Below are 24,557 nucleotides of genomic sequence, written 5' to 3'. Positions count from 1 at the left end.
ATTCCTTCATTATTATGCTATGATAATCTATCAATATTCGACAGAACGTGAAGTTAATTTAGATAACGTGCCGGGATTATAGCTTAATGGTTATATTTTTATGAGAAAGAAGAAAATACAGAAAGTAATAATTAGTCTTTTTCATAAGAATACCCTTACTACATGTAAGGGTATTTCTATCTATATGGAAATGAGTAGCCTTTTCTATTGGCTAGTTCTTACAAGCAATTTTTTTAGCAAGCGTACACTGTCAATCACGATAAGTATTAATATATGTAAGAAAGATAGTATTAATACTGTACTCGAAATAGGTAACATTCGAAATTTGTATAGAAATTTATCAATCATATATATATCTTCTTCATTCGTTATAGTTGCAGGAGTAAAGATAAGGTAATCTTTCCAATTATCTATCCAAGTTAAATTAACTGCGGAAAATCCCATCGTTCCTAACCACAAGTAAAGAAAAATTGGTATAAGAATCATATATTGCAGGCTATGTAATATCTTTCTTTGCTTCTTACATTCAATAATTTGAAAGACAATAAGTGCCAGTACATACACGATTGACAGAAAACATACTATAGTAACAAACGGTTGAATTGAAAAAGCAAATAGCAATTTATCAATTTCACTAATTTGACTATAATCTGTTGCATTTTGAGGTGTGAAAACAAAATATCGTTTATCAGCATCTATCATCAACTGACTACCAGTGAAACTAGTAAACATAAATGCAAGAAAAAATATAGGCAAAGCAAGAATATATTGCGCCCAAAATAACAGGGTCCTTTTCAACATACCATCTCCTTTTTATACAGGATGAAAAAAATATAATGTATGTTCACACTATAGTAAGCATATAGAAGAATTACCATTATATTGTAATTCTATATTATCTTGAGCCCTTCGAGAACAAAAAGTTTGTACATTTCTCTCGTTTTATTTATGAATCTTACAGCGTAAACGGTATATATAATGAAATCAAAAAGGATGAGTCTTCCCACCCTTTTCCTCTCATACATCCTCTTCTCTAACAAAATACACTTTCTCATAAGCTGGTTTTAATGTTAATCCATCTCTTTGATCGACCTCTTTAAAACAAGGATTCCCTTGTTTTTTCCTACGATCTTCATACTCTGTACGCAATTTCGCTGTACGATTTTGTTGATTTTCAAAACTAGTTCTTGATATTTCTAACTTCACAGCAAAGCCATTTATAAATCTAATAATAAGATTTCCATCTTTTAATTCTTTATTACTTTCAATATAAAAATGAGACAACCACGCGCACTCTTTTCTAGAATAAGAATAGGTAGGGAAAAAATAAAGTTGATCTGTCGGACTAATCGCGATCGGTGCTTTATGTGTAATATGAGTTAACTCTTTCGTTCCTTCTTTTCTGCCTAAGAAACTAGAGCCATGTTTGCGGCAACTTCTTTCTATAATATCTAGAGGCTTTTGAAATACGAAAAAAGAATCTTCTATTTCAACAACTCTCGTAACAATTTTCTTTTCACTAAGGATAACAGGAAGTAAGGCCATCGTATTTTTATTTACAACATAATTTTCAACATAACGTTCTACTTTATTTTCCATACTCTATTATCTCCTTTTTATCATTTATATTAGCAGCTGCATTTATAATTTTAGCACTTGCAAATAGGAAATGGCTTACTGATTCCGCTTTTTTACAATCTTTTATCATTTATTAAACAACTTATAAATTTTAAAACACCGATATAGAGATAAATGAATTTATAGTGATAAAAAAGCAATTGCTATCTACAAATAGTAGCAATTGCTTCCTCTTTTTACATCATTACAACAATTACCTCTGCTATAATTAAAATACAAAGCCAATATATGGAGGTTCCTTATGGAAGAAAAAGAGATTCAACCAAACATTCACATGAAAAATAGCAGCATTGTGATCATAAAAAACTCAGCTAGTATTATATTTGGTTTATTTTTCATTCTACTATTTTTCGCCAAACCATTTCGCAAATCCAAATGTCCAGAATGTAAGAAACGTGAGAAGAAAAAAGCAGAAAAAGAACAATAAAAAAAGGATGGCATGAGCCATCCTTTTTTCCATCATCAACTATAAATTATAGTTTGATTACGTTTTTAGCTTGAGGTCCACGGTTACCTTCTTCGATTTCGAAGCTAACTTTTTGACCTTCTTCTAAAGATTTGAAACCTTCAGTTTCGATTGCAGAGAAGTGTACGAATACGTCGTTTTCGCCTGGAACTTCGATGAAACCGAAGCCTTTTTCGTTGTTAAACCATTTTACTTGTCCTGTTACTGCCATGATTATTTCCTCCTAAGAAAATACAAATTTTTAATTTTTTAGTCTTCCTGTCTAAAAAAAGAATCCACACATTATCAAATACGAAACATAAACTAGTTCTCACATACTTTTTCTCGTTCGTTTTCAGCACTTGATAACATATGGATTGCTTAATTTAACTATTCAACTGACATCATCATAGCACACTTAAAATGAAATGTACAATCTTTTTTGAAAATAACTGACAAATTAAATTGAGTTTACATTCACTAATATTCGATTCTAATACACATAGATTTCACTGTTACATGAACACATATTTCATTTACTCTCAAATCGTTCAGAAAATAACAAGGGGCACCCTTCCAAAAGGTGCCCCCTTCCTTTTATTTTGTAAACTGTTCTTCTTCTGTAGATCCTTTTAACGCTGTCGTTGATGAAGTACGGCCTGTAATAACTTGTGCTACTTCATCAAAGTAACCTGTTCCTACTTCGCGTTGATGACGTGTTGCAGAGTAACCATGTTTTTCAGCTGCGAATTCAGCTTGTTGTAGTTCAGAGTACGCTGCCATACCGCGCTCTTTATAGTCGCGTGCTAATTCAAACATGCCGTAGTTTAATGAGTGGAATCCAGCAAGTGTTACGAACTGGAACTTATAACCGTAAGATGCGATTTCTTTTTGGAAGCTCGCAATTGTTTTCTCATCTAATTTTTGTTTCCAGTTAAATGAAGGTGAACAGTTGTAAGCAAGTAGCTTTCCTGGATACTCTTTATGAATTGCGTCCGCAAATCGTTTTGCATCTTCTAAATTTGGTTCAGACGTTTCGCACCAAACGAGGTCTGCATACGGTGCATATGCTAAACCACGCGCAATTGCTTGATCAAGACCTGCTTTCGTACGGTAAAATCCTTCTGGTGTTCTTTCTCCTGTAATAAACGCTTTATCAACTGGATCGATGTCGCTCGTAATTAAATCTGCTGCATCCGCATCTGTTCTTGCAACGATAATGGTTGGTACGTCCATTACGTCTGCCGCAAGGCGTGCAGAAATTAAATTGCGCACCGCTGTTTGCGTCGGTAGTAATACTTTTCCGCCTAAATGGCCGCATTTTTTCTCTGAAGATAATTGATCTTCAAAGTGCACACCTGATGCACCTGCTTCAATCATACCTTTCATAAGTTCGAATACGTTTAATTGTCCACCAAATCCAGCTTCTGCATCTGCTACAATCGGTACGAAGTAATCTGTATCACCGCTTCCTTCCATATGCTGAATTTGATCCGCGCGTTGCAGCGTTTGGTTAATTCGTTTTACTACAGCAGGTACGCTGTTCGCTGGATATAAACTTTGATCTGGATACATATGTCCAGAAAGGTTTGCATCAGCTGCTACTTGCCAACCACTTAAATAAATTGCTTTTAACCCAGCTTTTACTTGTTGCATCGCTTGGTTTCCTGTTAATGCGCCAAGTGCGTTAATATAATCTTCCGTATGAAGTGACTCCCAAAGTTTTTCTGCACCGCGGCGCGCTAATGTATGTTCAATATCAATCGATCCGCGCAGGCGAATTACATCTTCTGCCGAATATGGGCGTGTGATCCCTTTCCAGCGCTTATCTAATTCCCAGTTCTCTTGTAATTTCTCGATTCTTTCGTTTTTCATATGTTCCATCCCCTTTTCACTTTATAAAATTTCATAACCCGGTAATGTTAAAAATGGTACGAATTCATCATTCCGAACGAGATTTGTAAATAACGTTGTTGCCTCTTTGAATCTCCCTTTCTTAAAGGCTTCCTTACCAATCTCTCTTTCTATTTTTGCTAACTCTTCTTCTTTCAGTTCTTCCATCAACTCAAGCGTAATATTGCGGCCATCCTTTAGCTTTCCGCCTTCATGACGAATCCATTGCCACACTTGTGCCCTTGAGATTTCCGCTGTTGCCGCATCTTCCATTAAGTTATAAATTGGTGCTGCTCCCCGTCCGCTTAACCAAGATGCAATATATTGAATACCTACGCTAATATTCATGCGAAAGCCCTCTTCTGTAATCGTTCCCACTGGCACTTCTAGTAAATCTTTTTCTGTAACATGTATTTCTTCACGTTTTCTAAAAATTTGATTTGGTGTTTTCATAATGTGATTAAATACTTCCATCGCGACTGGTACAAGTCCCGGGTGGGCAACCCAAGTCCCGTCATGACCGTCTAAAGCTTCGCGCTCCTTATCAGCACGCACTTTTTCAAAAGCCGCCTCATTTGCTTCCGGATTATTTTTAATCGGAATTTGTGCCGCCATCCCTCCAATTGCCGGTGCATTACGGCGGTGACACGTTTGAATTACTTTCAAAGAATACGCGCGCATAAACGGCGCCGTCATCGTGACTTGCGCTCTATCTGGTAGTAAAAATTCATTATGATTCCGGAAGCCTTTTAAAAAGCTGAAAATATAATCCCAACGTCCGCAGTTTAATCCAGCAGAATGATCTTTTAGCTCATACAAAATTTCATCCATTTCAAACGAAGCGTGAATCGTTTCCAGTAACACCGTCGCTTTAATTGTTCCGTTTGGAATACCGATGTATGTTTGAGCAAATACGAATACATCATTCCACAACCTCGCTTCTAAATAACTTTCCATTTTCGGTAAGTAGAAATATGGGCCGCTCCCTTTTTCTAAAAGAGCTTTCGCATTATGGAAAAAATAAAGTCCGAAATCTACTAAGCTACCAGACATATTCTGTCCGTCCACTTTCATATGTTTTTCTTCTAAATGCCATCCTCTTGGCCTCACGATAAGTACTGCTGTTTTATCATTTAATCTATATTCTTTTCCTTTATCATTCTTATGTGAAATCGTTCCCTTTACTGCATCTCGTAAGTTCAGTTGGCCTTCCACCGCATTTTCCCAAGTTGGTGAATTCGAATCTTCAAAATCCGCCATAAAAAGATGCGCTCCTGAATTTAAAGCGTTAATGACCATCTTTCTATCTACTGGTCCAGTAATCTCTACGCGACGATCCTCTAAATCTTTTGGCAGCTTAGCGATTGTCCAATCCGCTTCACGAATGTGCTTTGTTTCTTCTAAAAACTTCGGAAACTTTCCTGCATCAATTCGTTTTTGTTTCTCTACACGCTTTTGTAAAAGTTCTATGCGGCGCTCATTGAATTTTCCATGCAGTTCCTTTAAAAAATTAAGCGCCTCAGGTGTCAATATTTCGTTGTACGCTGGTAACATTTCTCCTACGAGTGTAACCCGTGAAGTTTGCGTCGACATATTAGCATCCCCTTCTTAAACTGTTTTATAACAGATTTGATTTCATGTTTTATATTATATAACAAATCTTCAGAAAAGGAAGTTTTTTTTGAAAATTCATTTCATTTTTTTCCAAAATGCGATGATTCCGCGCTTTATTCCATACAAAAAAGGCCACTGTTATACAACAACGACCTTTTTGTATGATTTTTAAATTCTACTTTTACTGATTAAACTTTATTGCTGCTCTTCTTCCACATTCTGCAACATTGTTTTATATAAAAACTGTGCGTATTGTTCTCTTGTTACTTTCATAGACGGACCAAATTTATTTTCTCCGATTCCAGCTGTAATATCATTTGTTTGGATCGCACTAATTGCGTTTTTTGCCCATGAATCTGCTGCAACATCATTAAACGTATGAGGTCCCTTTGCCTGTAAGTCAAAAGCATTCGTAAGAACTTGCGCCATTTCTGCACGCGTTAACGTCGCCTTCGGTCTAAAGTTTCCCTGCTCGTCTCCCATGAAAATTTCCATTTCCGTTAAAGCCAATATTTCCTCGATAAAGTCTGTCGAGTTTTCATCGATATCTCCATATGGATTTTCATATTCATCTTGTTCTTCTATATCAAACACACGGTAAATTAAAGCCGCAACTTGCTCACGTGTTACATTATCCCCAAAACCGAAGATTCCATCTCCATATCCAAAAATAATTTCGTTTGCCGCTAAATCATGAATTGCTTCATATGACCAATGTCCTTCTGGTACATCTTTAAATACAATTGTATTTGTATTTTGTAGCGGTGCACTTTCCGCTTTTACATTATTACCCTCTGCTGAGAATAACACCCCACCCATAATCGTTAATGCTGTAGCTGTTTTTAATAATTTTTTGCTCATGAAATTATCTCCCCAATATGTATATGTTTTTTTTAAAATATACATAATTAACGGTATAGTAACAATATATTTTTCGACAAATTCCGTGACATTTTTGTGAATCATATTACACATCGTTTCTTTTTTACGAGGTTGATTATCAAGCTTATGTACAATAATAAACACACATATAGACGTATATTTATTCTTTTTAAACAAACAAAAAAGCACAAATATTTCTATTTGCGCTCTTCTATTTCACGCTATTTCCAATCCTCTTTCAAATGATAATTAATAATCGCATTATTTATAAACTGTGCATATTGTTCTCTCGGTACAAAGCCATTTAATTCATACATATCTTTTCCAGTTCCTGTAACAACCTGATTAGATTGCAGGGCACTAATTGCCTCTTCTGCCCAATGTCCTTTTGGTACATCTTTAAATGTATGCTTTTGTTTCGCTTCGAAAGTATATGCCTTTTGAAGTACTACTGCCATTTCAGCTCGAGAAATTGGTGATTTCGGTCTAAAGTTTCCGTTTGTATCACCTTTAAAAACACCACGTTTTGTTAATGCTAAAATTTCCTTTTTGAAATTAGTAGAACTTTCAGAAATATCTTTGTATGGATTTGCTACTGCTCCTTCGTCTTTCATTTCAAGTGTTTTATAAATAACCCCAGCTACTTGTTCACGTGTTGTAAGATCTCCAACACCATACTTTCCATTTCCATACCCAACTATAACTTTATTATAAGCTAAATCTAAAATAGCATCATATGCCCAAAATCCGTATGGAACATCATCAAATACAATCATTTCCGGATACTCTTCCGCTTTTACAGGCGCCACATTCGTTCCTGCAAATATACCTCCTACCATTGTCGCAATCATCATTACACCCAATATTTTTTTCTTCATTGTCCTCTCTCCCTATTTCTATTTTATGTTAAATAGAAAAATAATAGATAATACGAAGCATTGAACTTCATTGTTTCAGGAGTACTAATTTGTTGGTGAATGTAAGATAAAATGCCAATCTTCTAGAAGAAACATTTTGACTACCTTTCTGCTTTAGACCCCCTTCTTTCTTTTTCAAAAGGAAGTTGTCACATCTTAGGTGTTATATAATAAAATATTCTACAATCTCTTTGTGAACTCCTTTGCATTTTTAAATTTCACTTTATTGACACAAAAAGCGAGAAAAGTGAATTATGTTGCGCTCGTATTCACTGATAGCTCCTTCTCTGTTCCCTTTCGAAAAGTAAATGCCATTCCTACGAATATAAGAACAATCCCTACTACTTGCATACTAGTCGGTCTAAATCCAGTAAAGACTGTATCTAATAGTATCGCAACAGCAGGATCTAAAAATACTAATACAGAAATCAGTCTCGTCGGTAAATCTCTTAAGCTGTCAAAAAATAAGTAATACACAAACCCAGTATGTATAAGTCCTGTCGCTGTGATCATCGTCCAGTTCATCTCGGTTAATCCTTTAAACTGGCCAAAATCTACGAATGGTAATAATAAAAATATGCCTAAAAACGTTTGTACAAATGTCATCGCATACGCACTCGTATGCTTGATTCCTTTCCCTAGTAAAGTCGTAAAAGCATAAAATAACGCCGCAAGTAGTGCCCATACCATTCCAGATGACATGAGTTTCTCAAGCGACACACTTCCATCTACTCCAGCTACTAAAACTGTACCGATGAAACAAATAGCAATCGCCATAACCGCAAATGTTGTTAGCTTCTCTTTAAATACGATACTCCCAATCATTAAGACGATAATTGGCGCAAGATGGTAGACAGAAATCGCAATGGTAATTGACATAACTTCAAACGCTTTAAATAGAAATACCCAGTTAAAAACGAGAAATACACCGCACGCTACTATTTGCACGATCTCTTTTTTATTCCATTTTTCGTTTTTATATTGTCCTGTTACGAACCAACATAACGTTAAAAATACAGTGGCACAAATACAACGAACGAATACTAATTCAAACGACGGTAAACCCGTTTGGACAGAAAAAAATCCAATCGATCCGAAAATAGACATCGAAAGAATCATTTTGATAGCCGGCATTGATTTTGAATGAAACAAAATATTAACCTCCTAAACATTTCACTGAATATTCTTTTTATTATACACTATAATTTTCCAAAACTCGAATACGCCATAATAAAAAGAAGCAGTACACTACTGCTTCTTCGCTTCTTCATATTGTTCAAACGTATGAATTCTTTCAAAAATTGGTGGGTGCGTGTATAAGAAAAATTTCACTAACGCAGGTGGATTCACTTGGCTTAAGCTTGTTTTTGATAAATATTGAAATGTTTTCACACCAGATTTTCCGTCCTTCGTCATATTTAAAGCGTATTGATCCGCCGCGCGTTCTTCTATACGTGAAACATAGTTTGTTGCTGGTTGTGATGCAAAGGATAATACAGAGGAAATTAAGAAAAATAAAGGTAAAATTGAGAAACATGCCACTTTTGAAATTTGCAGCGTATCTCCCCATTTTCGAATACACATATTCAAAATACGGCTAATTAAATACATACCTATAAACGATAGTAAAACATAACTAGCAACACCCCAATATATATGTTTCATAACATAATGTCCCATTTCATGAGCCATTATAAATAAAATTTCTTTATCTTTTAATTGCTTAAGTGTTGTATCCCACATTACAATACGCGAGTTAAGACCGATTCCTGTTACATATGCATTTAACGCATTTGTTTTTTCTGACATATTTACTTCATATACATGTTTAGCAGGAATATCAGCTTTATCCGCCATCGCTAAAATTTTCGTTTCTAGCTCTTTATTTTTCAGCGTCGAGAAGTCGTTATAAAGTGGATCAATAATGACAGGCTGTATGAATGTTAAAAAGATTGTAAATGGAACAGAGAGTGCCCATCCCGCTAGCCACCATCTCTTCGGAAATTTACGGATAAGCCATAACAGAACAGTAACTACGATTAACATAGTTGCATAACTCTCCCAAAAACCGATCACATGATCTTTTATCCAGCTTTGTGTACTTTGCGTTGAAATGCCGTAATCAACGGATACTTTACGGCTAATCCATTGCATCGGCAAGGCAAGAACTGTAGTAAGTAATGATAAATAAAAGAAATAAATCGCAACTTGTAAGACACTTATTTTCGTCGTTTCCTTCGACCATTTCTCAAACTTTCTTGAAATACCGAGCACAAGGACAAGTAATAAAATAATCCATTCAAGAGGCGTCGCTAAAAAGTACAGTAAATTTTTCACGCGCGAATAATCTTGGCTTAGCGCAAGCTCCCTCGCATTCATAAAAGTTTCTGGATCTGAACTCGTTCCTTTATACATCTCCGGAATGAGTTCATGATTCCATCCAAATAAATACCAATATATAAGTAACGCAAATCCAACGTACAAAAAAAGCGACCACCCAATAACTTTCCTCACGCTATTCCCTCCTCTATGCTGCCTGTCTATTATTATTGTAAGTTCGTACATGCTAAATTAGAACAAGCTAATGACATAAAAAAACTCTTCTACATAAGAAGAGTTTCACCTACCTGTATACACTCTATTCGGTTAGAAACACACTCGCATACTTACTAAAACAAGTGCTCTCCTTAAGGTAGAACATCTATTAACAAACTAAAATCGTGTACCGAAAAAGAACTATATTTCATAATACCTTGTACAGCTAAAAGTAAAATAAGACCGATGACACACATATAGTTAATACTTTCTTCACCCTTTTTTTCAGTAACTATTCCGCCACTTATACATAAAATCCCTAATAAATGGAGCGCTAAATACATGAAAAAGTAAGCTTCCTCCCAACGAAGAATAACATTTCCTGTCGTGATTAGCACGATACTAAGTAAAATCAAATAAAAAAACTTATTTGATGATATCGTTTCATTCATATAATTTTATACATTCCTTTCAAACGTCTTCTTCATCTCATTTATCCCCCACTACATCTGAAAAACTCTTTGCCTGCTCTCCATATATAACTGGAACTTCTTTACTCCAATATTTGCGGTTCACAAATAAAAAGATGAGTACTAAGTTTAATCCTGTTATAAAAATTATAAGTCCCGGGAAAAACGTCGTGTAGTTTGAGAAATCTGCAAAACTCATGATCTTTTCTCTACTTACTAGAAACGAAGCACCGATTACAAATGCATTGTTTAACATATGGATTGCAATTGGCATGAGTAAGCTTTTCGTACGAATATATATAATGGATAGTACGATGCTAAATAAAGCGGCACCGAGAAAATCGACATGTAACATCGCAAATAAAAGTGCGACGGCAATCATCGCGATACTCGTTCCCCATTTTGCAGCAAAGCGCTGCAGTAAAAATCCGCGAAACACAAACTCCCCAATAATTGGTGCGATAAATACAATCATAATAAGTTGATATACATATCCCCCGGCACTATCTACAATTGGCTCATGCAAAGCATTCATAATAAAATCTGGTGTAATCCATGCAAAGCTGTACATGTACAAAATAAGATAACCGTAACTGAACATGCATAATATAATCGCAATGTAAAAAACTTGCACCAAATTAAATGTTTCATTTTTATTAATAAAACATGAAAATGAAACACGGTGTTTTCTATATTCATAAAAAATCCATGTAATCGGAAGGATATAGAATATAAGAATATTTATGAAAGAAGAATTTTGTATATGAAATGTACTTTCTAGCAATTCCCCGCTACTTCTCGCTACTAAAGTTAATAGTGCAAATACAATTAAAAAATATCTAGCTCGCATCATTTGAAACGGATTCACACTCATCTCCTCCCCTATGTTACTTTTATCATATCATTTGATTCTTAATTTTTTGTGAAAGAAAACCTTAAAATTTCCTTAAAAATTCCATAAGTTACAAAATGATGGTATGATATTCGAGGAAATTAGGAGGGATTGTTATGTATCAAGCAAATATTTTACTCGTTGATGACGAAACAGCAATTTTACAACTACTAACTACCATTCTTGAAAAAGAAGGTTTTTCCCATATTACCACTGCAACATCAGCTGAAATAGCTTTATCTCTCATCGGGCAACACAATTACGATTTAATCATTTTAGATGTCATGCTTCCTGGACAGTCTGGTTTTGATATTTGTCCAATCATTCGCCAACAAACAGATTGTCCGATTTTCTTCTTAACAGCGAAAGCATCTGATTTAGATAAACTATCTGGTTTTTCATACGGTGCAGATGATTATATTACGAAGCCATTTAATCCACTAGAAGTAGTAGCACGTATGAAAGCGCAACTTCGAAGACATATAAAGCAAGTAGTATCACACGAATCTAAAGCACACTCCATTTCATTCGGAAGATTTAAAATTGATCAACATTCCGCAGAACTTACAGTAGATGGACACGTTGTCGAATGTTCCGCTCAACTCTTTCAACTACTACTCTTCTTTTGCGAGAATCCGAATTACGTATTTTCAAAAGAGGAAATATACGAAAAAGTTTGGGGGGCACCAGCTTATAACGGGGATGACAATACCGTTATGGTCCACATTAGAAAGCTACGCGAAAAAATTGAACAAGATCCAAGTAAACCAGAATATATAAAAACTGTGCGCGGGCTTGGCTATAAGTTCGTTACAAAGTAGGTTGAAAATATGAATTTTAATAAGAGACTTATAATCCAGTTTATCTTACAACACGTTTTTGTCTTAGTTACGTTACTTATCGCAGTAGTTGCTTCTTTTTCTTATTTAATTTTTCTTCTTAATAGTACTTTATATGAACCTAATATTTCTGATTATGATACCTTTACAATCTCCCAATATATTTCTTCTGAAGACAATAACATTACTTTAAAATCTGAGGTAAAAGATTTAATAGCAGAAAAGAGTGATTGGCTTCAAATTGTAGATGAAGATGGAAAGGTTCTTTACAGCTTTAATACACCTAACGATGTTCCGACCTCTTACACAAAGACATCCTTGCTTACATATTTACAGAATGGTAGCAACAATCTTTATAAATTTAACTATTGGGAAATTGAATTAGAAAAGAAACAGGCTCTCGTTATTTACGGTGCCAAACTAAAAAGTAATGCATTACTAAAAACGATACAACAAGAACATCCTTCTTTATCATTAAATGAATTTGCTTTAACTGAACAAGAACAACAATTACTTTCTAAAGAAAAAGCAACACTGCAAATATTTAATAACAGTGGCGAAGAAGTTTTTTCTTATCCAACAGGGAAGAAAAAAACATTTTCAGCTATACAAACGGCTCTTAATGAAAAAGAACCGTGGAATTATAAAGAAAATATATCTAGTTTTTACGATTCAAATAGCGGTCACCTCGTCGTTGTATCCGCTCCAAACGCCCATTATTATCCAGATGATGAATTAGATGATATATTTACTAAGAAACTTCTAATCGGATGCAGTTTAATCCTCCTTATTGTGTTTGTTTATTTAGTCATTCTTTCAATTTGGTATGGAAATAAGTTTGGAAAGCCTTTGTTACACACAATGCGCTGGCTTAAAAACATAGCCGGAGGAAAATATGAAGAGCCTGTTAGTAAAAAAGGCAAACCTGTTCGGTTCCGGCACTCTGGTAAAGAAAAATGGTCGTTCCGTATATTTAAAGATGTTACAAACTCACTAGAGCACCTTTCTATTACCTTGAAAAAGAACGATGCAATGAGAAAAGTACTGCAACAAACACGTGAAGAATGGGTTACCGGTTTAACGCATGATTTAAAAACACCACTTAGTTCTATTTACGGATACGCGTTATTACTAGAATCGAAGCATTACAACTGGACTGAGCAAGACATCCAACAGTTCGGTAGCGTTATGAAAGAGAAATCTCAATATATGACTACATTAATTGATGACTTAAGCTTAACGTATCAACTAAAGAACAACGCCCTTCCTGCACAACACGTAAACGTTGAAATGAATCAGTTCGTCCAAAAAGTATTACTGCAATTCATTAATAATCCGACACTACAAAATCAAAATATTGAATTTGTACCAAGCTCAAACAAAATTCAATATTTTATTGAAGAAAAGTGGTTCCAGCGTATTATCGAAAACTTACTCGCAAACGCTATAAAACATAATAATGAAACGACAAATGTAATCGTAAACCTTTCACAAAATGCTAACTCCTTTACACTATCTATTTCAGACGATGGAAAAGGGATGGATGAAAAAACGAAAGGACTGTTATTTGAACGCTATTACCGAGGAACAAATACAGAAGAAAGCAACATCGGAACTGGGCTTGGTCTCGCCATTACAAAGCAGCTCGTTCATGCTCATAACGGGACAATTTCTATTGATAGCGAACTTGGGAAAGGAACGACGATTATTCTTGTGTTTCCGTTTCGTTCATAGAAAAGGCGCTGTGTCGTGCCTTTTCTTTTTTTAGGTAGTTTGGTGATAAATGAAATTATGTTAAGTATCTTTTATTCTCGGTGATTCCAGCGGTACATGAAATTATATCGACGATTTTCAAAATATATCTATCATAACTCGCATTATATCAACGATTTTTAGGATATATCGATTTACCGACAAAAACCAACAAATATAGCAACCTGTATTATAAGAGCAGCTATTTCATATTTTTTACAAATAGCGATTCAACAATCGGGCTTTTATGAAGTAAAAAAGCGAACCACTCATCGGTTCGCTTTTCTTTCTATTATTTCTTCTTCACTGGTATCCAAAGCTCTACTTGCGCGAACTCACTTTTATCTTCGTGGCAACGCTCATCGTATAGTTCGAACTCTGTAACGCCGCAATGTTCATACCCTGAATGCGGGAACCATTCTGAGAATACTGCATTCCACGTTTGGTGGATAGATGGTACCATTTCTTCGTGAGGCACTTTCGGTGTTGTGAATACTGCATATGTTGCTGCTGGGAACGTACGCTTTGCAACTTCATTTGGTACATTTTCAAAGTCTGTAACTTCCATTCCGATAATATAAGTGAAGTCCCCTGTTTCTAAATTAAAATCTGTACATAATCCAAGCTCTATCCATTGACTCGTATCTTTACGATTCGGAATCGTCGTTCCAAGATCTTTTTGTAAATATTCTTGCCAAAATGCTGGGATGTCTTGATGATTCTTCCCTTCTTTACTTGTCGTCTTCAGTTCATAACCCGCCACTAAAAATTCTGGTTTATTTACAATACGATATTCCATTTGTATGCCCCCTAAATACGGATTTAATTTTCTTTGCTTTACATTCACTCGGTAATACATCGGTGTTTCGATTTCTTGTTTTCGATATTCACTCGGTGTCATTTGAAATAATTTTTTAAAGGCTCTCGTGAACGTTTCATGAGATTGAAAGCCATGCTCAAATGCGATATCAATAACTTTTTCATCCGTGTGAGAAAGTCGATAAGCTGCCCGGGCTAACCTCCTCTTTCGAACATACTCCATTACTGTATCACCTACTAACGCCTGAAATACACGATGAAAATGCGACTCAGAAAAACCTGCGATCCGCGCTAAATTACGCAGCGTCTGTTTTTCCATTACATCTTCCTCAATATAATCAATGGACCTTTGAATTTGTGTTTCATAGCTTTCCATCTCTGTTCACCCGCCTTATATGTATTATGATAAAAGAGAACGCAATCCAATTCTTGACGTTTTTTACTATAATTCCAAAAACAAATGTAACTTTTTTATATGTATTTCGTTGTTATTTATGAAGGGAGGGAAATTAGTGAAACGCAAACAATCATTAGAAGACATTTATTCAGAGCATATGCATGATTTATTTCGCTATCTTCTCTCCCTAACCGGAGATTCTCACTGTGCTGAAGATCTCATGCAGGAAACCTTTTATCGCATGCTCGTCCATATTGACTATTATAAAGGAGAAGAAATTAGGCCGTGGTTATTTACAATTGCCTACAACGCCTTTATCGATTGGTATCGAAAAGAGAAAAAATATAAAACAACTACAGTGGAAGAATTCCATTTACCAAACGTGCCAAGTACAGAACATGAATATTTCGTAAAACATGAGATTGCTAGTTGGTTAGACAGTTTATCTTCTCTTCCCCTTGAAAGACGAAATGTCCTACTACTACGAGATTACTACGGATTCTCGTATAAGGATATAGCAGAAATGACCGGTCTCTCATTAGCGAAAGTGAAAATTGAGTTACACCGCGGACGGAAAGAAGCGAGAAACATAAAGGAGTGATACAGATGGGTTGTGCAGCATTTAAAAAACTATGGGAAAAATATGAAATAGGAATACTCACACGTGATGAACAAGAAGAATTAGAAAGTCATATAGAGACTTGTGAGGAATGTGAAGTGTATTTGGACGAATTGCTTACGAAGAGTGAACCGATCAAGAAAAAGTTACCGCCAAAAGATCTTAAAGTTCCATTTTGGAGAATTAAGTGGAAACAGCGTTGGCAAACCGTTAGTTTTGTTCTTGCTGTTTGTATAGCAATCTATTTTGTCGGTCATTTTTCATCTTCTTTTTACTTCTATAATATGAAAAAGTTAGTCGAAGTAGATGAAATTCCAGCACTCACACTAGAAGCAACAATGCCAAATAGTCGTTCCGCTGGAGGCAGCACAAAGATTAAACCCTTTTTCCGTACAGAAAATGAAATCGATTTATATAAAACGGTCGGCAAAAAAGAAATTCCAATCGGTACAGTAACAACGCGTAGTTTCTTGTCGTCTGTAACTGTCTCAAATCCATCCTGGGAAAACAGATCTTATTCAAACAAACTTTCCTTTGTTCACCCAAAAATCAAGCAAGGTGATCATTTGAAAGAACCATCTAAAAAAGTGTGGGATACACTTGCAAAAGTACATGAGGGAACTGTTGCAGAAGTAGCGATATCTTTCGATAAAGCTTACACTTTACAAGAATTAGAATCAATTCTATATAGCGTATTTGAAGCACAAGAAATGCCGCCAACCCCTGTATGGTACGCTTTAGACACAGGACAAGAAAGAATAAATGAAGAAGATTTTATCCTACATGGCAGAGAGGTTATCGGATTTCGAGAGCATATAAATCTCCCTAATAATGAAGCAAAACGACCAAAGACAAAAGAAGATGAAGTAATAGAAATGATGCGTATTCTTTCTGAACATAAAGAAACTGTAAGTAAAACTACTCAAACTCATGAAAAAGAGCTGAACTTAGATAAGCGCTATCAGTATGTAAAAGATAACGGCGTGAAAGTATACGGCATTGTCATTACTGGGCCGTCAAAAGAATTATTAAAACTACAAAACTCCCCGCACGTACGTTATGCGACTCTTGGAGATATTGAGGTTTGGAATTGGTTTGATTATTAAAAACGAAAAGGTGTCATCATAATTGATGACACCTTTTCCTTTCCATTAATCCGAAATCACTTTCACATACGTCCCTCTCACCGCTTTTTCATAAGCTGTATCACTCATCTGTCTTATGTTTTCTGACACGACAGACGATGGAACAACTTCCCGGGCGCGAAGTAACGGCGGATCAATAAGGCGCACTTTATTTTTCTGATACAAATCATAATCGTTTCTATCTTCTTTTACTGCTACATTTGGATGAACTTTTCTTAATAAATCTTCCACTTCTGGATCGTTACATTGCTGTAATTTCACTATAAGCTCGTCATCTTCAAGAAGAAAATCGTCTGCATGAATGAAACTTTTATGAAGAGCCAACTTTAACGTTTTCGCTAACATATCATTTCCGTATATATTCATTGGCTTCATAAAGAAATCAATTACCTCTTTGTAATACGCTTTTGTAAACCATTCTGCAATTTCGATATTTTGAAGCACCATTTTCCCGTTCACTTCGATGACATCCTCTAAAAAGCTATGAACCTCTTCCAAAGAAATATATCCGTATGTATACATATCTCGTAACGTATAATCCACTCGGTCTGCACATAATTCTGGCGCGGACCTTTCGAGTAACGTCCACTTCGAATCATCTAACAAAATATCTTCATAGTTATAGCCATGCTTCGCAAGAATCGCTGGAATTTCTGAATTTTTCACAACCGAGCTAAATATCTCTTCATGATAACTTTCATTGTCGTTATCAAAAACGTAATCAATCACATGAGAAAAAGCAGTATGCGATACGTCATGCAGTAAACCTGCAATTTGTTCTTCTACTGAACCACCAAGTTTTTTAATTAACAACATAGCACCAACTGAATGATCAAAGCGCGTTACATTCCACTTCTCGTTCATTAAGTAACTCGCTCCGTTTTGATGAATGCCTTTCAATCTTTGCACAGGCTTACTTACAATCAACTCTTCTAACACTTGATCTACTTCAAATTCTCCGTATAGTACATCTGATATAAGCACTTATAATCCCCCTTTATTTCAGCCGCGTTTTATAATCGTACCTCTTTTATACAAATAATACCAACAGAAATATGTATTTTTATCAAAAAATAGAGAGCCATCAGCTCTCTATTCAAACGTAACCTCCACCTGCACAATCTCTGACCTACTTCCAAGTCTAAGCGGTGGTCCCCAAAATCCGAAACCAGAAGAAACAATCGCGTGGAATGCCCCTTTTTGTACGTATCCCCAGTCCAGTTCATACATTCTTCTCGTCACAATATGATTTGGTGCCATTTGTCCGCGGTGCGTGTGACCGGATAATAATAAATCTACCCCGGCATCCGCTGCTTGTTTCAATTCAAATGGCTGGTGATCCATTGCGATAACTGGCATCGCTTTATCTACCGCACTCATAATCTTCTCAAAGCTTTGGCGATCTCGCTCAGTTTTATCTCTTCTTCCAACGAGATAAAAGTCATCTTCAATTGTGATCACTTCATCTAAAAGAATACGAATATCAATCTTATCCATCTCTTGTAAAAATTCCGGAACCGCTCTTCCGTAATATTCGTGATTTCCTAATACGCCGTATACGCCTAATGGAGCTTTCATTTGTTTCATAATAGGCCCCATGTTTTTTTGAATGAATACGCCTGGATGATCATCGATAATATCACCTGGCAGCAAAATAATATCGGGCTCCATTTCATTTACATGACGGACAAGTCTCTTTAAATGTGAAACACCAGACAGTTTACCGAAATGCATATCAGAAGCCATCGCAATGCGTAAACTTTTACGTCCTTCTACTTTTTTCGGTATATGTACTTCGTATTTTCTTACTACCGGGCTATACGCATTAAATACGCCATACGAGAAAATAAAGATAAACGCAAGTATTACGGCCGTCCCTGTCCAAATAATTGCCGTTTCTTTTTCCACCCCAAATTGTAAAAGGAAGACTGTAATATCAGCAAGCGGTAACAGCATAAGCGCATATTGTATGACCGCAAACCAAATCGAACCAATCGTCCGTAGAAATGGAAGGAACTTAAATACTTGCACGAAAATGTACGCATATGCAATAAATCCGACTACAAAAGCGTAATATCCCCAAGACTCCCAGCCGAATACTGCATGAAGCCAAACCCATCCATTCCAGCCGATGTAAAACATGAGTAGTGTGTATATAATTAATATCGTAAATATATTGAGATAACGAAGATTTTTCACAGCGAGCCTCCTTATTAATTTCTTCTATTATAACTTGTTATGCACGTTAAACGTAAATATTAAGCACTTCGTTCGTCATAGTAAAAACCTCTAATTGTTAGATTTGCATCTAACACCCCAATTGGATTAGCTTCAAGATTTAAACAGCCAATATTCTACCCCATAACAAACAAATACTTTTTTACCGTCATTTTCTACTTATGAAACCTTACAAGATTGTCACCTTTACGTAAGGTTATTAGATAGTTTATTTACTATTGCAATGTAATAATAAAAATCTGGTTCTGTTACAATGTCTTCGAAAACTTTGCAACAAAACCTGAAATATACACTTTGCTAGTAACAATGATGAAGGAGAATAGAAAATGAAAATAGCAAAGAGAAGTAGGAACATGCTTATAGTATTTGTTGCTATTTTTGTGACCTTATATACTTATTCGACTTTTACAAAAGAACCCGTTATAGACGCTACAGCTGCTATATTAATGGATGCACAATCAGGAAAAGTTGTTTATGGTAAGAATGAAAATATGCCCCTTGCTCCAGCAAGTATGTCAAAGATGATGACTGAGTATATTGTACTAGAGAAAATTCATAACGGTACATTAAAATGGAGCGATCCCGTCAGAATTGGTCCAAATGCTGTAAATAGCATTGGAGCTAAGATCAATGTAAGAGTTGGTAATCGTTTGACTGTTAGAGATTTATTTCATGCGATGGTAATATCATCAGCCAATAATGCTGCTGTTGCTTTAGCTGAGCATATTTCTAAAAGTGAAGAGAATTTCACAAAACTTATGAATGCGAAAGCAAAGCAATTAAATTTATCTAATGAAACTCATTTTGTTAATGCTACAGGACTACCAAATGCTCAACATCAAGAATCAAAAATGACTGCTTTTGATGTAGCAACGCTCGCACAACATTTGTTACAAACATATCCCGAAGTTTTAGATATAACCAAGCTAACAAACTATACATTATCGTATAATGGTGCAACTATAATGACTACAAATAAGATGCTCGATACATCTAATGATGAATTGTATTTCCAAGGAATTGATGGTTTGAAAACTGGATTTACAGATGAAGCAGGATATTGTTTTACAGGCACAGCAAAACAAGGTGAAAACAGGCTAATTTCTGTTGTTATGGGAACTAGCGAAGATACTAAGAGATTTATAGAAACAAAAAAATTATTTTCATATGGATTTAATAAAATTAGCTCAACTTTTTTGAATTGGTAGCATTAATCTTTAAATTATAATAAATAACTAATATGAATTATATAGATATGTAAAAGCAATTCACTAATTAGCTTCATCACAAATGATGAAACTTTTAAAATAGATCAGCTATAAGGAGTAAATATAATGATTAGAAAATTAATAAGATTAGTAGGGGGCGCTGTTTTTCTCTTCCTATGTATATATATTTTTTTACCTAACATCACTGACATTGCGAAAAGTAAAGACGATATACAAAATAATGATGGATCTGTAACGATTGCATCCCCCGATACTGTAGATGTAGTAGTTAATAAAACTAGGAAACTTCCAAGTAATTATAGACCTGACGATTTAGTTGTACCTAAGGTTACATTTGCATTTGATGGGATTCAAGAAAAAAGTCATTTACGAAAAGAAGCTGCTATCGCTTTGGAAAAATTATTTGCCTTAGCGAAACAAGATGGAATCGTATTACATGCTATATCTGGATTTCGTTCTGAAGAATATCAACAAACTGTTTATAGACGAAATGTAGAGAAACAAGGTCAAATCCAAGCTGATAAAGTTTCTGCAAAGCCAGGGCACAGCGAACATCAAACGGGGTTAACGATGGATGTATCTGCGAATAGTGTCAATAATACACTAGAAACGCAATTCGCGAATACGATTGAAGGAAAATGGCTTAAAAACAATGCTCATCGCGCTGGCTTTATTATACGTTATTTAAAAGGAAAAGAGCACATTACGGGTTATTCATATGAACCATGGCATATTCGATACGTAGGTGACATTGCAACAGAAATATATGAAAAAGGTATCACTTTAGAAGAATATCACAATGAAAAATAAACCATTACCTTGTTAAAACTACTTTAGGAGGTATATGATGAAAAAATTATATACTGCATCCTACCCCTCTGTACCTATAGAATTATCCGGTAATAAAAACAGGGCAGTGGAATTTATTCGTAAATGAACTCAAATGAATATAAAACTGAGAAGAACAGATTAAACAAAAGGCTAAANNTTTAGCCTTTTGTTTAATCTATTTATGTTAAAATATTGCAAGTAACATGCTGTTCTTAACGATTTGATCAAGTAGTAAGCAAAATCATTTAAAAGCGAAGAAAGGATAGTACTAACATGGAAAACGTATCAAATGTACAGAAAGAGGAGTCAATAAAATCCTTACAGTCAACAATTCGTAAACTCGAGAGTGCCTTTTCACAAATGACTCAGAAAGGCTCAAATACTACGTTAGTAAAAAAACGCCTCAAAGCAGCTTGCATCGGCTTAGCAATGTTAGAAAGTGTTTGGAATCAAAAGCCCCATCATTACACCCAAGAAGATTTAGCAGAAGCTCGCACTGTTCTTACTCGTTTGCTTCCATCAATTGAAAATGCTTATGTTAAGTCAAAGGTTGGTAGTCCTCAAAAAACTCTTTTAGAAAGAAGGATTACATCGTTGGAACTTGCTATTCAAGCGATTGATACTACTTCTAATGAATAATTTTTCCGAATAAAACAACTGTAAAGAGCCTTACTACAAACGTGTAGCAAGGCTTTTGTTTCGATTTTTATTATTCGCAAATCAATCGGTCGACTGAAACACGTTCCACTTACTTCTTCACTGATAATTATTATCAATAAATGTTAAAAATAATAAACATCCCATTACACGATGAATGTTTATTTATTACACAAATATGCTTTACGATCATTTTTAAATAATAAATAGTGCGCTGTATGAACTTTTCTCTCTAAATAATCGATTGAGTACGTACCGGATGGATCTACTAAATCTCCAATTGCACCTGAGAGCTGGTCAATTACTTTCTGCAATGTTTCTGAATTTTTCTTCTTATTTTCAGCGTTCATTTCATCCATAATGTCACAAATAAGATATTGCACTCGCCGCAAACGTAATTCCTTTTGCTCCACGTATATCTCCTCCTTACTAGTCATATTACGGTTTAAATATATGGCATCATAGCTTAACCAATGCTAAAAAATATGAAGGCAACCACCTTCATAACGGTGGTTGCCTCTATTTTTTATACTTGTATCGCTTTTTCTCGTAATGCTCTTCGCAGTAATTTACCCGTTGTATTCTTCGGCAATTCTGCTAAAAATTCAATACTCATCGGTACTTTATATTTCGCTAAATGTAACGTGCAGTAATGCATGAGTTCTTCTTCTGTTACGTTCGTTTGTTTCAAAACGACGTAAGCTCGTACTGCTTCTCCTAAGTTTTCGTCCGGTACGCCGATTACGACAACTTCCGCTACGGATTCGTGCGTGTATAATACTTCTTCTACTTCACGAGGATATACGTTATAACCGCCAACTAGGACGATATCTTTTTTACGATCAACGATATAGAAGTAACCTTCTTCATCCATTTTCGCTAAGTCACCTGTATATAGCCAGCCGTCTTTTAATGTCGCAGCTGTATCTTCTGGCGCATTATAGTAGCCCTTCATAACGTTAGGGCCACGCACAATTAATTCACCGACTGCACCGACTGGTACTTCTTCCCCAAGTTCATTTACAATTTTATTTTCTACATGCCAAATATTTGTGCCAATTGATCCTGGTTTACGAGGACGATCTAACGGATTGAAACAAGTAACTGGTGATGCTTCTGATAAACCGTATCCTTCTGAAACAATTACGTCAAAACGTTTTTCAAAGTTTTGCAGAAGGGCAACAGGCATGGACGCACCACCTGAAATACAAAGACGAAGTGTCTTCACGTCTTCTGCGCTCGCTTCCTCAAATAAATATAAGTAATTGTACATCGTCGGTACACCAGCAAAAATCGTTGGCTCATACGTGCGACAAATATGGAATACTTCTTTCGGACTGAACTTCGGTAACATTAAAATGGTCGCCCCGTTCACAATCGGCGCATTTACCGCAACTGTTAAACAGAACACGTGGAACATCGGCAGTGCCGCAACGACGCGGTCATCAGCCGTATATCGTAAATACGACGCCACATCGCTCGCATTACTATATAAATTTTTATGTGTTAACATAGCGCCTTTCGGTTTTCCAGTTGTGCCTGACGTGTATAGGATAACCGCTACGTCTTCTTCATCTAGTTCAGGACCTTCGTAAGTTGTATCTCCAGTTCCTACAAAACTAGTAAACGTTTTCATTTTTTCGGTTTCTGTATGGTTAAAATCTGATGAGGTTTCGCATATGATGATGTTTTCTAATGAAGGAAGTCTTGTTGTAAGAGATTGTATAACAGGTAGAAGGACGTCGAGTACGATGATTGTTTTTACATCTCCATTTTGTAAAATGTAATGTATTTCGTCTGCTGTATAAATTGGATTAACTGGAATGACAGTTGCTCCCGCTTTCATTGTTCCGTATAAACCGACCAAAAAATGTGGTGAATTCCCAACAACTAATGCGACATTGTCCCCTTTTCCAATGCCCATTTTTGCTAAATTGCTAGAAAACCTTGTGACCATTTTGTTTAATTGGTCATACGAGACCGACTGATCCATAAAAACATAAGCCGGTTTATCCCCCTTCTTTTTTGCCGTTTCAGCCAAAGATTGAACGAGATTCACAAAAACCCCACCTTTATAAAATTTAGAATATTTAAAAATTCTAAATTAATTATATTAAAAGAAAATTAAAGTGGCAAGTGATATTCTATTAACTGCATATACACAAATCACCTCCACTTGATTCACTTTGGAAGGATAAGGGAATTTCGTTTGCAAGTAATTTATGAAACTAGCCCAAAAATCATTTTAGGATAATATGCACTCATCTTTTCTCTAAGTCTTTCAACTTCCTCTTTATTTAAACTCGTATACTCCCCGTACAAGTTAAGAACGTCTGCTCCATCTTCATGGAAGAACACAGTAACATACAATGTCGGCAATCCTTTATTGTCCTCATCTATTGAAAAGACGACATCTGGTGTTTTATTCACAGTGCTGAATGTTTCATTTCTTTTCCACTTCTTATTTTGAAACATGTCTTGTATTTCCTGTATCTTTCGTTTGTTATCTGTATGCGTAAAATATATAACATTACCTTTCGCTGGCTTTCCAATAGATAAAAGTGTGCGACTTGAGGAAGTTTCACTGTTACACGCTGTCATTCCTATTACGAAGCTGAGCAATAATACAACGTACATTACTCTTTTCATATCAATCCGCCTCCTTTTATTATGTATATTCATTTATAAGGGGCAGATGTCCTGTGATTTTATGTTTTGTGGTAAATGAAATTATATCGGCGATTT

Annotated in this window: 25 protein-coding genes; 8 read left to right on the top strand and 17 right to left on the bottom strand. The window is 35.5% G+C overall.

What is annotated here, in order from left to right; all coding sequences use genetic code 11:
- Positions 1 to 204: 204 nt before the first annotated feature.
- The gene (locus tag COE49_RS13415; RefSeq protein WP_098252451.1) at positions 205 to 801 is read right to left on the bottom strand and encodes a DUF4306 domain-containing protein; all 597 of its coding nucleotides are present in this window, start codon (positions 799 to 801) and stop codon (positions 205 to 207) included.
- Positions 802 to 1,017: 216 nt separating this feature from the next.
- Positions 1,018 to 1,599 (bottom strand): competence protein ComK, encoded by a 582-nt coding sequence (locus COE49_RS13410; protein ID WP_098252452.1) that lies wholly within the window; start codon positions 1,597 to 1,599, stop codon positions 1,018 to 1,020.
- A gap of 280 nt (positions 1,600 to 1,879) precedes the next feature.
- On the opposite strand from COE49_RS13410, the gene COE49_RS13405 reads away from it, so the two are divergent.
- Entirely contained in the window at positions 1,880 to 2,065 is a 186-nt protein-coding gene (locus COE49_RS13405; RefSeq protein WP_088231478.1) for a hypothetical protein, read from the top strand.
- Positions 2,066 to 2,111: 46 nt separating this feature from the next.
- Here COE49_RS13405 and cspA read toward each other — a convergent pair whose 3' ends face one another.
- The 9 genes from cspA to COE49_RS13360 all read right to left on the bottom strand — a co-directional run bounded on the left by cspA (position 2,112) and on the right by COE49_RS13360 (position 11,262).
- On the bottom strand, positions 2,112 to 2,315 hold the full coding sequence (cspA, locus tag COE49_RS13400; protein ID WP_000301522.1) for an RNA chaperone/antiterminator CspA: 204 nt from the start codon (positions 2,313 to 2,315) through the stop codon (positions 2,112 to 2,114).
- A gap of 365 nt (positions 2,316 to 2,680) precedes the next feature.
- Positions 2,681 to 3,958: an isocitrate lyase gene (aceA, locus tag COE49_RS13395; protein WP_088231479.1), complete on the bottom strand. Its 1,278-nt coding sequence runs from the start codon at positions 3,956 to 3,958 to the stop codon at positions 2,681 to 2,683.
- A 21-nt stretch (positions 3,959 to 3,979) separates the two neighbouring features.
- Complete coding sequence (aceB, locus tag COE49_RS13390) at positions 3,980 to 5,569, bottom strand: malate synthase A (protein ID WP_088231480.1); 1,590 nt, start codon at positions 5,567 to 5,569, stop codon at positions 3,980 to 3,982.
- 216 nt (positions 5,570 to 5,785) lie between these two features.
- Positions 5,786 to 6,565, bottom strand: coding sequence for an S-layer homology domain-containing protein (locus COE49_RS13385; protein WP_249278328.1), 780 nt, complete (start codon positions 6,563 to 6,565; stop codon positions 5,786 to 5,788).
- Between the two features lie 128 nt (positions 6,566 to 6,693).
- Complete coding sequence (locus COE49_RS13380; RefSeq protein ID WP_098357349.1) at positions 6,694 to 7,350, bottom strand: S-layer homology domain-containing protein; 657 nt, start codon at positions 7,348 to 7,350, stop codon at positions 6,694 to 6,696.
- A gap of 291 nt (positions 7,351 to 7,641) precedes the next feature.
- Entirely contained in the window at positions 7,642 to 8,541 is a 900-nt protein-coding gene (locus COE49_RS13375; RefSeq protein WP_088231482.1) for a DMT family transporter, read from the bottom strand.
- 96 nt (positions 8,542 to 8,637) lie between these two features.
- The gene (locus tag COE49_RS13370; protein ID WP_140417405.1) at positions 8,638 to 9,903 is read right to left on the bottom strand and encodes a M48 family metallopeptidase; all 1,266 of its coding nucleotides are present in this window, start codon (positions 9,901 to 9,903) and stop codon (positions 8,638 to 8,640) included.
- Positions 9,904 to 10,076: 173 nt separating this feature from the next.
- Positions 10,077 to 10,376 carry a DUF2101 family protein gene (locus tag COE49_RS13365; RefSeq protein ID WP_088231484.1) on the bottom strand — a complete coding sequence of 100 codons (300 nt, stop codon included), beginning with the start codon at positions 10,374 to 10,376 and terminating at the stop codon, positions 10,077 to 10,079.
- Positions 10,377 to 10,413: 37 nt separating this feature from the next.
- The gene (locus COE49_RS13360) at positions 10,414 to 11,262 is read right to left on the bottom strand and encodes a CPBP family intramembrane glutamic endopeptidase (protein ID WP_140417406.1); all 849 of its coding nucleotides are present in this window, start codon (positions 11,260 to 11,262) and stop codon (positions 10,414 to 10,416) included.
- A 140-nt stretch (positions 11,263 to 11,402) separates the two neighbouring features.
- Here COE49_RS13360 and COE49_RS13355 point away from each other — a divergent pair, with 140 nt between their 5' ends.
- Both COE49_RS13355 and COE49_RS13350 read left to right on the top strand, forming a co-directional pair.
- Positions 11,403 to 12,107: a response regulator transcription factor gene (locus COE49_RS13355; protein WP_088231486.1), complete on the top strand. Its 705-nt coding sequence runs from the start codon at positions 11,403 to 11,405 to the stop codon at positions 12,105 to 12,107.
- Between the two features lie 9 nt (positions 12,108 to 12,116).
- Positions 12,117 to 13,859: an ATP-binding response regulator gene (locus tag COE49_RS13350; RefSeq protein WP_098252456.1), complete on the top strand. Its 1,743-nt coding sequence runs from the start codon at positions 12,117 to 12,119 to the stop codon at positions 13,857 to 13,859.
- A gap of 310 nt (positions 13,860 to 14,169) precedes the next feature.
- On the opposite strand, the gene COE49_RS13345 is transcribed toward COE49_RS13350, so the two are convergent.
- A complete protein-coding gene (locus tag COE49_RS13345; protein WP_088231488.1) occupies positions 14,170 to 15,072 on the bottom strand; it encodes an AraC family transcriptional regulator in 903 nt (300 codons plus the stop codon).
- 118 nt (positions 15,073 to 15,190) lie between these two features.
- Here COE49_RS13345 and COE49_RS13340 point away from each other — a divergent pair, with 118 nt between their 5' ends.
- Positions 15,191 to 15,694: an RNA polymerase sigma factor gene (locus COE49_RS13340; RefSeq protein WP_098252457.1), complete on the top strand. Its 504-nt coding sequence runs from the start codon at positions 15,191 to 15,193 to the stop codon at positions 15,692 to 15,694.
- A gap of 5 nt (positions 15,695 to 15,699) precedes the next feature.
- Complete coding sequence (locus tag COE49_RS13335; protein ID WP_098945922.1) at positions 15,700 to 16,818, top strand: anti-sigma factor; 1,119 nt, start codon at positions 15,700 to 15,702, stop codon at positions 16,816 to 16,818.
- 45 nt (positions 16,819 to 16,863) lie between these two features.
- Here COE49_RS13335 and COE49_RS13330 read toward each other — a convergent pair whose 3' ends face one another.
- Together COE49_RS13330 and COE49_RS13325 are read right to left on the bottom strand one after the other, a co-directional pair.
- Positions 16,864 to 17,841 carry an HD domain-containing protein gene (locus COE49_RS13330; RefSeq protein ID WP_098945921.1) on the bottom strand — a complete coding sequence of 326 codons (978 nt, stop codon included), beginning with the start codon at positions 17,839 to 17,841 and terminating at the stop codon, positions 16,864 to 16,866.
- 108 nt (positions 17,842 to 17,949) lie between these two features.
- Entirely contained in the window at positions 17,950 to 19,056 is a 1,107-nt protein-coding gene (locus COE49_RS13325) for a metallophosphoesterase (protein WP_088231492.1), read from the bottom strand.
- Between the two features lie 365 nt (positions 19,057 to 19,421).
- Between COE49_RS13325 and COE49_RS13320 the strand changes: the two genes are divergently transcribed.
- The 3 genes from COE49_RS13320 (at position 19,422) to COE49_RS13310 (ending at position 21,794) form a co-directional block, all read left to right on the top strand.
- Positions 19,422 to 20,303, top strand: coding sequence for a D-alanyl-D-alanine carboxypeptidase family protein (locus tag COE49_RS13320; protein WP_088231493.1), 882 nt, complete (start codon positions 19,422 to 19,424; stop codon positions 20,301 to 20,303).
- 126 nt (positions 20,304 to 20,429) lie between these two features.
- The gene (locus COE49_RS13315; RefSeq protein ID WP_088231494.1) at positions 20,430 to 21,134 is read left to right on the top strand and encodes a M15 family metallopeptidase; all 705 of its coding nucleotides are present in this window, start codon (positions 20,430 to 20,432) and stop codon (positions 21,132 to 21,134) included.
- Positions 21,135 to 21,428: 294 nt separating this feature from the next.
- Positions 21,429 to 21,794: a hypothetical protein gene (locus COE49_RS13310; protein WP_088231495.1), complete on the top strand. Its 366-nt coding sequence runs from the start codon at positions 21,429 to 21,431 to the stop codon at positions 21,792 to 21,794.
- Between the two features lie 179 nt (positions 21,795 to 21,973).
- Here COE49_RS13310 and COE49_RS13305 read toward each other — a convergent pair whose 3' ends face one another.
- The 3 genes from COE49_RS13305 to COE49_RS13295 all read right to left on the bottom strand — a co-directional run bounded on the left by COE49_RS13305 (position 21,974) and on the right by COE49_RS13295 (position 24,461).
- On the bottom strand, positions 21,974 to 22,225 hold the full coding sequence (locus tag COE49_RS13305; RefSeq protein WP_088231496.1) for a hypothetical protein: 252 nt from the start codon (positions 22,223 to 22,225) through the stop codon (positions 21,974 to 21,976).
- A gap of 113 nt (positions 22,226 to 22,338) precedes the next feature.
- Positions 22,339 to 23,871 carry a fatty acid--CoA ligase family protein gene (locus COE49_RS13300; protein ID WP_088231497.1) on the bottom strand — a complete coding sequence of 511 codons (1,533 nt, stop codon included), beginning with the start codon at positions 23,869 to 23,871 and terminating at the stop codon, positions 22,339 to 22,341.
- 161 nt (positions 23,872 to 24,032) lie between these two features.
- Complete coding sequence (locus tag COE49_RS13295; protein ID WP_098945920.1) at positions 24,033 to 24,461, bottom strand: hypothetical protein; 429 nt, start codon at positions 24,459 to 24,461, stop codon at positions 24,033 to 24,035.
- Positions 24,462 to 24,557: the final 96 nt, after the last annotated feature.

Origin of the sequence: Bacillus sp. AFS029637, assembly GCF_002584985.1 — a bacterium.
In the GTDB taxonomy this organism is placed as follows: domain Bacteria; phylum Bacillota; class Bacilli; order Bacillales; family Bacillaceae_G; genus Bacillus_A.
The sequence above is the reverse complement of the archived record's forward strand: the minus strand, read 5'-3'. Positions and strand labels throughout refer to the sequence as shown.

Bases quoted from the DNA above. Each gene is read 5' to 3' on its own strand.
- COE49_RS13415 (WP_098252451.1), bottom strand. From the start codon at position 801: ATGTTGAAAAGGACCCTGTTATTTTGGGCGCAATATATTCTTGCTTTG.
- COE49_RS13410 (WP_098252452.1), bottom strand. From the start codon at position 1,599: ATGGAAAATAAAGTAGAACGTTATGTTGAAAATTATGTTGTAAATAAA.
- COE49_RS13405 (WP_088231478.1), top strand. From the start codon at position 1,880: ATGGAAGAAAAAGAGATTCAACCAAACATTCACATGAAAAATAGCAGC.
- cspA (WP_000301522.1), bottom strand. From the start codon at position 2,315: ATGGCAGTAACAGGACAAGTAAAATGGTTTAACAACGAAAAAGGCTTC.
- aceA (WP_088231479.1), bottom strand. From the start codon at position 3,958: ATGAAAAACGAAAGAATCGAGAAATTACAAGAGAACTGGGAATTAGAT.
- aceB (WP_088231480.1), bottom strand. From the start codon at position 5,569: ATGTCGACGCAAACTTCACGGGTTACACTCGTAGGAGAAATGTTACCA.
- COE49_RS13385 (WP_249278328.1), bottom strand. From the start codon at position 6,565: ATGTGTAATATGATTCACAAAAATGTCACGGAATTTGTCGAAAAATAT.
- COE49_RS13380 (WP_098357349.1), bottom strand. From the start codon at position 7,350: ATGAAGAAAAAAATATTGGGTGTAATGATGATTGCGACAATGGTAGGA.
- COE49_RS13365 (WP_088231484.1), bottom strand. From the start codon at position 10,376: ATGAATGAAACGATATCATCAAATAAGTTTTTTTATTTGATTTTACTT.
- COE49_RS13355 (WP_088231486.1), top strand. From the start codon at position 11,403: ATGTATCAAGCAAATATTTTACTCGTTGATGACGAAACAGCAATTTTA.
- COE49_RS13350 (WP_098252456.1), top strand. From the start codon at position 12,117: ATGAATTTTAATAAGAGACTTATAATCCAGTTTATCTTACAACACGTT.
- COE49_RS13345 (WP_088231488.1), bottom strand. From the start codon at position 15,072: ATGGAAAGCTATGAAACACAAATTCAAAGGTCCATTGATTATATTGAG.
- COE49_RS13340 (WP_098252457.1), top strand. From the start codon at position 15,191: ATGAAGGGAGGGAAATTAGTGAAACGCAAACAATCATTAGAAGACATT.
- COE49_RS13335 (WP_098945922.1), top strand. From the start codon at position 15,700: ATGGGTTGTGCAGCATTTAAAAAACTATGGGAAAAATATGAAATAGGA.
- COE49_RS13320 (WP_088231493.1), top strand. From the start codon at position 19,422: ATGAAAATAGCAAAGAGAAGTAGGAACATGCTTATAGTATTTGTTGCT.
- COE49_RS13315 (WP_088231494.1), top strand. From the start codon at position 20,430: ATGATTAGAAAATTAATAAGATTAGTAGGGGGCGCTGTTTTTCTCTTC.
- COE49_RS13310 (WP_088231495.1), top strand. From the start codon at position 21,429: ATGGAAAACGTATCAAATGTACAGAAAGAGGAGTCAATAAAATCCTTA.
- COE49_RS13295 (WP_098945920.1), bottom strand. From the start codon at position 24,461: ATGAAAAGAGTAATGTACGTTGTATTATTGCTCAGCTTCGTAATAGGA.